At 38.7% G+C, this 8401-nt stretch carries 4 protein-coding genes and 1 pseudogene; 1 reads left to right on the top strand and 4 read right to left on the bottom strand.

The window, feature by feature from the left end; genetic code table 11:
- Positions 1-105: 105 nt before the first annotated feature.
- Complete coding sequence (locus QGP82_RS24675) at positions 106-495, bottom strand: SET domain-containing protein-lysine N-methyltransferase (protein WP_499061333.1); 390 nt, start codon at positions 493-495, stop codon at positions 106-108.
- A 611-nt stretch (positions 496-1106) separates the two neighbouring features.
- Here QGP82_RS24675 and QGP82_RS24670 point away from each other — a divergent pair.
- Positions 1107-1525: pseudogene (locus tag QGP82_RS24670) on the top strand (IS1 family transposase); the annotation flags it as partial.
- Between the two features lie 32 nt (positions 1526-1557).
- Here the strand turns inward: QGP82_RS24670 and QGP82_RS24665 are convergent.
- From QGP82_RS24665 to QGP82_RS24655, 3 genes are read right to left on the bottom strand one after another with little or no spacing between them, the layout of a single operon-like run.
- The gene (locus QGP82_RS24665; protein ID WP_499061332.1) at positions 1558-4206 is read right to left on the bottom strand and encodes a COR domain-containing protein; all 2649 of its coding nucleotides are present in this window, start codon (positions 4204-4206) and stop codon (positions 1558-1560) included.
- A gap of 20 nt (positions 4207-4226) precedes the next feature.
- Entirely contained in the window at positions 4227-7487 is a 3261-nt protein-coding gene (locus QGP82_RS24660) for an ATP-binding protein (RefSeq protein ID WP_499061331.1), read from the bottom strand.
- Positions 7488-7489: 2 nt separating this feature from the next.
- Positions 7490-8173, bottom strand: coding sequence for a hypothetical protein (locus QGP82_RS24655; RefSeq protein WP_499061330.1), 684 nt, complete (start codon positions 8171-8173; stop codon positions 7490-7492).
- Positions 8174-8401: the final 228 nt, after the last annotated feature.

Raw genomic sequence — 8401 nt, 5'->3', positions numbered from 1 at the left:
GCTCTAAAACAGCCCCCATGAACAGATTTTGTCCGTTTGGAACCCTTCAACATCTAAAAAAAGGGGAGGATAACAGTCTCAGATGAGACTCGATTTTTCAGAAGCCTAATAAATAGAGGTGCCCTCATCTATATTGGTATAATACAAGGTTACTTCTTCACCTGATGCAATATCTTTAATACTCGTGAGATGTGACCATAGGCCAATTTCATCGGTTACCCACTCAACTTTTGAATTTGGAGTGCTGTCATGATTGCATAGCGAAGCAAGACCAAACACAAAATACCCATCAACCTCATGATTGTATTGATAGGCTTCTGGTTGAACAAAGTAATATTTGGCAATTTGAGTTGTATCAATGATTTTACGTTCTGTTGATGGAAATGAGGCAACGGGAGCAATTTCAAGCACGGTGTTAGCAGCAATGGCTTTTGTAGTAACCACACCGCGCCCTTTAATGGCAATAGATTCTATAGCTAGATTTGTGCAGGTCATTGTCTAGGCCCCATATTGCTTGACTTTTCTTATAATGTCCCAACCTATTTTTTGTAGAAGACTTACATCTCAGATTTAGAGAATAGAAACGCACTAAATTTTAATAGAAATCTCGCAAGTCCCCAAGCGAGCTCAAGTTCACCCGATAACTATTAGACATTATCGGAACTAGAGAAAGGCATCTACAGCTTTGCTCTGCCCTCTTCGTCTACCCCGCTATAGCGTAACATCCGTACGTAACTCTAAATGAACGTTGTGAAGTCCGCAAGCTGTTTGCATCACATCAGCCACAAATGCCTCAACCCGATTACGGAATTTTTGCACCAAAACTGACAGTGTTTGATGCCACCACACGACTTGGAGGGGTACGAGCAGAGAAAAATAACTAGTGAGATGGGGTTAGCTCAGCATCAGGACCTCCATAATGAGATCAACCGATTGCCCTTGCCCCGTGAGCCGATGAATCAACTGGACCCCCTGTTCGAAGGCATCCCGAGATAACGAGTAAAGTCGCTGGCCGATGGGTTGCTCATCTTCATCAGCAAAGTAAAAGCTCAGATTTTTGAGCGCTACTGAAATAGAGGATGAAATGGATAATAGCAGTGCTGTATGAGGTGGGTGAACTCGATGAGCTTCAGACCTTTGTCGGGTCTAAAAAAACAAAATCCGGATTTGGACAGCCGTGAACTATTTCAAACCTGGCATTTTAGGATGGGTCGTGGGTGACCACAGTGCTCAAACCTTGGCTCCCTTGTGGGCTATAGTGGGACTGTGGCAGTACTTCTTCTATGTAACAGACGGGCTAAAGGTCTATCCCCAGTTCATTCCAGACGGCGATCAGATTGTGTGCAAAACCTACATGACCCGAGTCGAAGGTGAGAACACCCGGTTACGCTATTATCTTGCTCGACTTCATCGCAAAACCCTCTGCCATTCCAAATCCGTGGAGATGTTGAAGCACTCGCTTCGATTACTCATTCACTATCTCGCGGTTGACGATGTCACAGTTCCCTTCAGAATCATCCCTTAATTCAGCAACGCTCATGAATTAGATAGAGTTGATCAACTTTGCATCCCACCTTTCACTGCTGCAATGATAATGCTAGCAGCAGGATGTTCAACAAGCTTCTCTATAGCTGTCGTGCCACCTTCTCTTATAGCATTAACAAGCCGAGTCTTGAGCGTAGGGTTACGCTCAACTTCTTCAATAGCTTTAGCGCCGACAAGTGCTGCATTAGAGTAATCCTGTGAAAGCTGGTCAAGTAACTCTTGAATATCTTTAGCAGCTTGTGTCAGACTTTGAGAATTTCGAATATTTGAAACATTTTTATCGCCAGCAACATTATCACCGCTACCAGAATGATTTTGATAAGTATTTGACACGGTTCGACCATCCTCCTGACTGTTATTGTTATTGATATTGATATTGATATGAGGCAAGACTATAGCATTTTGAGAATTTTGAAGGTTGAGAGAACTAATTTCTTGGGACTCAATACCGTTTAGTAGAGCTTTAACATTTAATGATTTTTCGCATCCCTCAAAAATGTGTTCAACGACATTTGCTCTTTCCAATGTACACAGATGTTGATAGTCAACTACAACTTCAGGATTATCAGGAATTGGTATTTTCCCTTTTGGAAATAAGTTCTGAAAACCTTTATGAATAGCTTGAAAAACTGAGCGAATAGTCGTCAATGCTTCTCGACGTCCCTCTTTATTCCCTCCAATGAATATGCATATTTTCTTATCTTCATAGTCTGCTTTTACCAGTGCAATATTATCCTCATACTTTAGCACAAGACCATTTCGCCAGTAGGTTTTCTCGTGGATTTTGTCATTCATTTTCACCATAAAACGAGAAATGATGCTAGCAGGTAAAACTGAATAGTGGTATTCAAACAACAATGTGTTATTCCAATCTCCAGTAAAAGGTTCTTCTCGCGGTAGCAAAGCAGGTATGAGAAACTTCTGATTTGTAAAACAATCCAATTCGAAGCATAGCTCAAATTTTCGCATTAGATCGATGACGTAGATTTTTCTATTATTGGGATATGTTCCACTATCTAAGATTCGATCAAGCGTTTCAAAACTCAGGATTCCCTTATCTTGAGTCATGAGAAGATTATCATTGAGAATCTTGTAAATTCCTTCAATAATCCACTTAGGGTTAAGAATACATATATTTCCTAAGCGAAGATCCTCTCGGAAATTCAAAACTATTCCAAGATCATTTAAGAGTTGTATAAGGCCATGGTGGTCCTCAATATTTTCTGATTGGCATATTTTCTCATAGGTGCTATAAGTAATATAATTTTCACTCTGGCTCAATTTTTCTAAATGACTTTTCACTTTAAACCAAGAGACAAGTAGAGAATCATTAATATGTTCTAGGCTACTAATCTCTTGAGTAATAGTAGAGCGTAATCGCTTTAACCCACTTCTCGTTTTGCAGGAGACTTCAACTATTCTTCTGATATTTCTATATTTTCGCTTTAACCCATTTTGATCAAAATCAGGTGGATGTTGATCAATTTTGTTAGCGACAATAATAACTGGAGAGTTGCCCCCGAAACTTTGAATGATTTTCAACCAATATTCAATCCGATTCTCTCTTCCTCCTAACCTTGAATCAACTAATAATAGATATAAACTTCGTTTAGTCAGAAAAAATTGATGTGTAGCATGCATTATTTCTTGACCACCAAAGTCCCATATATTTACATGAATCTTCCTAGAACCAATATTAACTTTCCATCGTTGGATATCAATCCCTTCAGTTTTGTCTTCATTAATAAAAAAATCACCACGCACTAACCTGCGAACTAAAGAGCTTTTGCCAACCCCCCCTTGTCCAACTAACAACATTTTCACCTCATTCAAGAATTGCTGAGGTTCTCCCTTCTGTTTTAGATAGTAATTGGTTACGGTTTCAGGCCGGTGTCCCCCAGCTAAAAGCTCAAATGGGATGGATAGTTGATTTCCACTAAGATTTATCTGAATTTTTTTGTGTATAAGAGGATTTAAATCATTGCGCTCTAGAAGTAATTTTTCTAATGAGCTTGGTAATTTTGTTAAATGATTATCTTGAAGGAATAATTCTTTGATATTTTCTAAGCTAGAAAATTTATTTGGTAGACTTTGTAAGTTATTGTTGCTGAGATTCAAAGAAGATAATTTATCTAATGTTCCAATAGTGTCCGGTAGAGTTTTTAATCTGTTGTTGCTGAGATCTAGCCAGACTAGATTTTTTAACTGTTTGATACCTGTTGGAAAACCTTGAAGTTCATTTCCAGAAAGACATAACCATTCTAAGTTCTGAAGCTCGCCAAGACTTAAAGGCAAACGTCTAAAGTTATTTCCTTCAAGGTTTAACTGTATTAATTCTTGAAGGTTTCCAATAAATTTTGGTAGTTTTTCTAGTTGATTATTTCTAAGATTTAAAACAGCTAGATTAGATAAATTAGTAATTTCTACTGGTATTTTTTTTAGTTGATTGTTGTAAGCTTCTAACCAAGTTAAATTTTCTAACTGTCCAATTTCAGGGGGTAATTCTTCCAGTTGATTATTACTTAGATCTAACCAGGTTAAATTTTTAAGTTTTCCAATCTCAGGTGGCAATAAAGTTAATTGGGTACTGGAAAAATCCAACACTTCTATCTGCTCTTTGGCAGCTTGTTCAATAGCTTGTAAAATCTCTTGTTTATTCATAGGGAGTCAATATACATACCCTAAAAAGCTTTCTGCGTAATATCACGTGAGGCTTTTGCCCGTTTTAGTACTTCTTCTTCGTCAGGTGGTGTTGCAGGATGATAGGATAAGCATAATGGCGACTGAATTTTAACTGGAGAAGCTAAACTTTCTGATATCGCATAAAATTGGCCTCTAGGAAGTTTTGCAATGTCTTGCCCTCTACCACCACGTTGACTCAGTTGATCTTGAATCACATTGATCGCAGCGGGAGAATTAGCACGTCCATAAAACTGAGTGGAGCAATTAGCAATAATATTATGATCAATACTTTTAGGAGCCTGAGTTGCAAAAATTAACCCAAGTCCATATTTTCGTGCTTGAGCAACAAGGCGATTAATGCTTGCCTTACAAGGGGTAGAACCTCTAGAAGGGACAAAGTCTTTTGACTCATCAATCACTAATAATCCTCTTAATGGCAAATTGGGAGGAGCAGGATTCTTTTTGATCCAAGTAAAGAGAGTCATTGCGAGCTGATTGAGAAATTGTTGCTGTTGTTCTTGTCCTGGTAATCCAATAAAGTTAATGACTGAAATGCGTGTTTTATCAGATGTTCCATTAGTGCCGAACAAAACTGTAGGGTCTAGAGTAGAACCCTGCTGACGTAAAAGAGGATTTGTTGAAATCTGCGCATTGAGTAAGTCAGCCATCTCCTGCATCCTCTTCTGTGCATTTGAGTAGCTACCCATTGCTTCAGAGGGTGCGTCAGCGAGAAGTTCGGCAAACTCTTCTAAAGTTTCACCTCCATTTTGTGCAAAATAATCAAGAGCTTCTGTTAGTATTCCTTGCTTAACTTGAGAAGTCTGAGACTTTCCAGGAGCGACAATATCTCGCAAGCTCTCACGAGCCATATCAAGAGCCTGATTGTATTCATCACGATTGCTTAATACTCCTGAAAAGTCAGGTAACGGATTTAAGTTAATAGGATTTGCTGATTCACGCCCAGGTGTCCATATAATAACTTCAGTAGTATGATGATACTGTTCTGCTTTTTGAATGTCCCCCTCTCGCCAAGAAGCTGAAGACGAATTCCAACGATCACCCATTTGAGCTAAGTCATTAGCTCCATCAATTATAATTGCGGGAATACCGAGCAAGGCTACTTCTTCCACAATCCGCTTTACTAGAACTGTTTTCCCTGATCCACTACCAGCAAGAATAACAGTATGTTTCGTTAAATTCTCAGTTGGAATTGAAATGGCCTCCCTAAGTTGATGTCCAACAAAGCGTGTTCCAATGGGTAAATCACCTAACGATGATGATGATGATCTTCTAATGTCTTTTTTGCCTGCATTTTTCTCTACAGAGATTTCTTGATTAAGGCTTGAAGAATCTACTTTTTTATGAGGCTCGCTAGAATTTTCCGATTCAACAGCATCTTTAAAGAGCCATGTAACTATCTCTTTAATAAATGAGAGCTGTGATATTGGACGTCGCTCTTTTAACCATTGGGTGAAACCTGTCTTTTGGTCAGTATTCAACTTATGCAGTGCACATAGGATACTCAGTTCTTCTCTAGAAGGGTATCCAAATAAGCCACCAGCTTCCCGAAAATCTTTGGTTAACTTTTGAGTTACTTTTCCACTAGGGATATCTCGTGTCCGAAGAATCATTAGACGTCGAAAGGTTAAAGCTCTTTTGTCAATACCTGACGATGTCATTGCTGCTTTTAGGCGGCTTTGGTAAGCTCTAGGATGCTCTTGTTGTAAAGCTCTCAGACATAAATGCTTCTCTCTATCCTTCTCACTACGAAAGGCAAGACGCACACGTCCATGGAGCAAAGGATAATTTGCTCCACCGGAGAATGCCTTTTCTAAAATTGCATCAACAGAATCAATAGTGGGATTTTCTTTGATTAAGCAGTAACATACTGTCTGAAGCCAAACACCGAGTAGTTTATCTTCATTTTTTGGAGTTAATGCATCTTCTAAAATTATTTGTGCTTTAGCGGCTTCAAAATCTCGATCAAGCTGCTTAAACTGAGCTTCCGTATCTGTTGTTAGTGATGTTTGAAAAACAACGATATCTTGATTAAATGATTGTAATTCTAAAACTTGATTCTGTGACAAACATTGTTCTCGGTGTTTTTCACAACTCTTTAAAATACCTCTAGGAAAATGGCTGGCAGCAGCTTGAAAGAACTCTGGAGAAAAGGGATATGTTTCATAAGGTGGAGAGAAACCAACCTTGTTGTAAGCTTCTTGTAAACGAACTTTAACCATTTCTTTGGCAAGGTTGCTCTGTAAAACTGGTCCTAACACTATAGGTTTATGATAACGATCCTGGACAGTACTAATTGCCTGTTGACCTAAAATTTGCCATGTCTCTCTGATACAGGAAACTAAAATTAGTGTTTTGGCAGTTTTATCTCGCAAAGACGATAGTCCACTGCCAATACCTTCAATAATCGATTTGGCTATTGATTTAGCTGCCTGTTGCTCTTCAGAAAGCGCATTAGTTTCGATATCCGCAACTAAATGATATTGTGCTACTACAGGATCTAGTTGATCTAATGCCAAAACAGAGGGACCTCTTAAACCCATTAACCAAGAAAGTCCTTCTACAATGCTAACACTGTCAACAGAAGATCTAGAAAAACTAAACTTGGCTTTATCCTCCACCTCAACACCGAATCCTTGTAGCCAGTTGTATCCTAGATTCTGATCGTCAAAATCATCTGAGTTAAGCAATAGTAAAGCACGAACTACATCTTGAAACTTAATAGTTTTTTGGCGTTCTTGTTTAACAAGTGCAGCCAGAATCAACTTCATCGCTTTCCCCAATGCAGGGGCTCGTAGTCCGGCTAACTTTTTGGGTGAAATAGGGCTACCTGTTGAATTGATAAGATGCTCGATGAGTTTTTGATACTGAGGTATTCCATTCGCATCAGTTTCTTGAAGAGAACTAATATACCCTTGCAAAACAGTTTCCCAAAAGTCACGAACATCAGTCATGTCAACTAACACAAACCCAATGTCGTTAGAGAATGCATAATTCCTTACTGCATTCAAAAGATGAGTCTTTCCTGACCCTCCTATTCCAACTACAACTCTTCCTAGTGGAGAATTTGTGTCTTCTGAATTTTTTAGACGATTTAGATCATTTGTTATCTTCTGACGTGGCTTTTCATTTAAATTATCAATGTCATATTTAGGATGACGCCAGACACTCTTAATATGCATGGTCCAGTCAAAGTTTACTTCTCTCAAAGCATTGAGAACCAGTTCTTGATTGATTGTCATCTTTACCCTTCCATATAGATAATATGGCGCTTTTCACCATCTACATCAATTGCTGCTGTTTCATCGTCAAGACTGATCGCTTGTGGGTCATTAATGGGCATGAGAATAAGCTTTTTCGCTAATTCCATTGCACCTAAGGCTTGATCGATATTTGCACGTGGCAGGTCGCCTAAGTATTGACGTAATTCGGCAAGACGTACTCCAACGTCATAGTCACCTTCAGAAATTTTTGAATAGGCTTCACAAATTTTTTCTTGTAGCAAATTTGTGTCAGTTGTTTTCTCTGAGAAAATTCTGTCTAATTCTTTAGCATTCTCTGTTTTGAGCAATAGAAACTCTGTCAATCGAATTTCACGTTTATGCAAATTTGCTACAACTTTCGGTAGCAAATTTGCAAGAATTTGTACTCCATACTTAGAGTCTGAAAATTTTATATCATCATTATTTTCAGCCCAATGCCAAGCCTTATCAGTCAAAATTATATGCTCTGGATAACTCTTCCGATTATTCTTAAGAGGTCTTGGCCTCTTTTCATATTCAATCAAGCCAGCTTCCTCAAGTGGTTTTCGTTCTGCTCCTCGTAAAATACGAAAATCACCTTTTGTAGGTTCTTCATTATCAGCGACATAAAGCGCTATGAGATACCACAATGCAAGAGTTTGTTTCGGAGTTGCCTTAAAGGACACTACTGCACCTCGCTTAGACTAATAAGGACTAAGACGCAACCGTAGCACATCTCAAATCTACTTAATTACAACTTTGATGTAGATAAGCTCGTGGCCATCATTACATGAACTCTAGTTACAGACAAAATAGTCTCCTTCACACAAAACTTTACTTATACAGCTAACCAAATCACACATTTAGTGTATTTAGTAGTAGTGGCAGCACACCTTAGTTCCTCAGAGCCTTGA

This window comes from Leptothoe sp. LEGE 181152, from assembly GCF_032906605.1.
In the GTDB taxonomy this organism is placed as follows: domain Bacteria; phylum Cyanobacteriota; class Cyanobacteriia; order Phormidesmidales; family Phormidesmidaceae; genus Leptothoe; species Leptothoe turfae.
The sequence above is the reverse complement of the archived record's forward strand: the minus strand, read 5'-3'. Positions and strand labels throughout refer to the sequence as shown.

Coding starts and splice junctions, on each gene's coding strand:
- QGP82_RS24675 (WP_499061333.1), bottom strand. CDS start 495: ATGACCTGCACAAATCTAGCTATAGAATCTATTGCCATTAAAGGGCGC.
- QGP82_RS24665 (WP_499061332.1), bottom strand. CDS start 4,206: ATGAATAAACAAGAGATTTTACAAGCTATTGAACAAGCTGCCAAAGAG.
- QGP82_RS24660 (WP_499061331.1), bottom strand. CDS start 7,487: ATGACAATCAATCAAGAACTGGTTCTCAATGCTTTGAGAGAAGTAAAC.